General features: G+C 40.7%; 1 protein-coding gene. It reads right to left on the bottom strand.

Annotated elements, in window-relative coordinates; translation table 11 throughout:
- A partial coding sequence (locus QO182_RS10400) for a hypothetical protein (protein WP_371561490.1) occupies positions 1 to 216 on the bottom strand: 216 nt, incomplete at both ends.

Genomic DNA, 216 nt, shown 5'->3' with positions numbered 1-216 from the left:
GGTTTCACCGGAGCCGTTACATCTTTCACAGTTACTTTTTGAGTAGCTATAGTAGTGTTTCCGTTTCCATCATTGAAAGTCCAATTGATTGTATAAATTCCTTGTGTATTATAAGTCAAAGGATCAGTAGTCGTTCCCGTGATTGTTCCAGCACAAGAATCTTTAGTAGTAGGAGCAACCGCTGTCGCAGTACATTCACCAGAGACATCAGCCAAA

It is taken from the genome of Flavobacterium sp. Arc2 (assembly GCF_041431385.1).
GTDB lineage: Bacteria > Bacteroidota > Bacteroidia > Flavobacteriales > Flavobacteriaceae > Flavobacterium.
The sequence above is the reverse complement of the archived record's forward strand: the minus strand, read 5'-3'. Positions and strand labels throughout refer to the sequence as shown.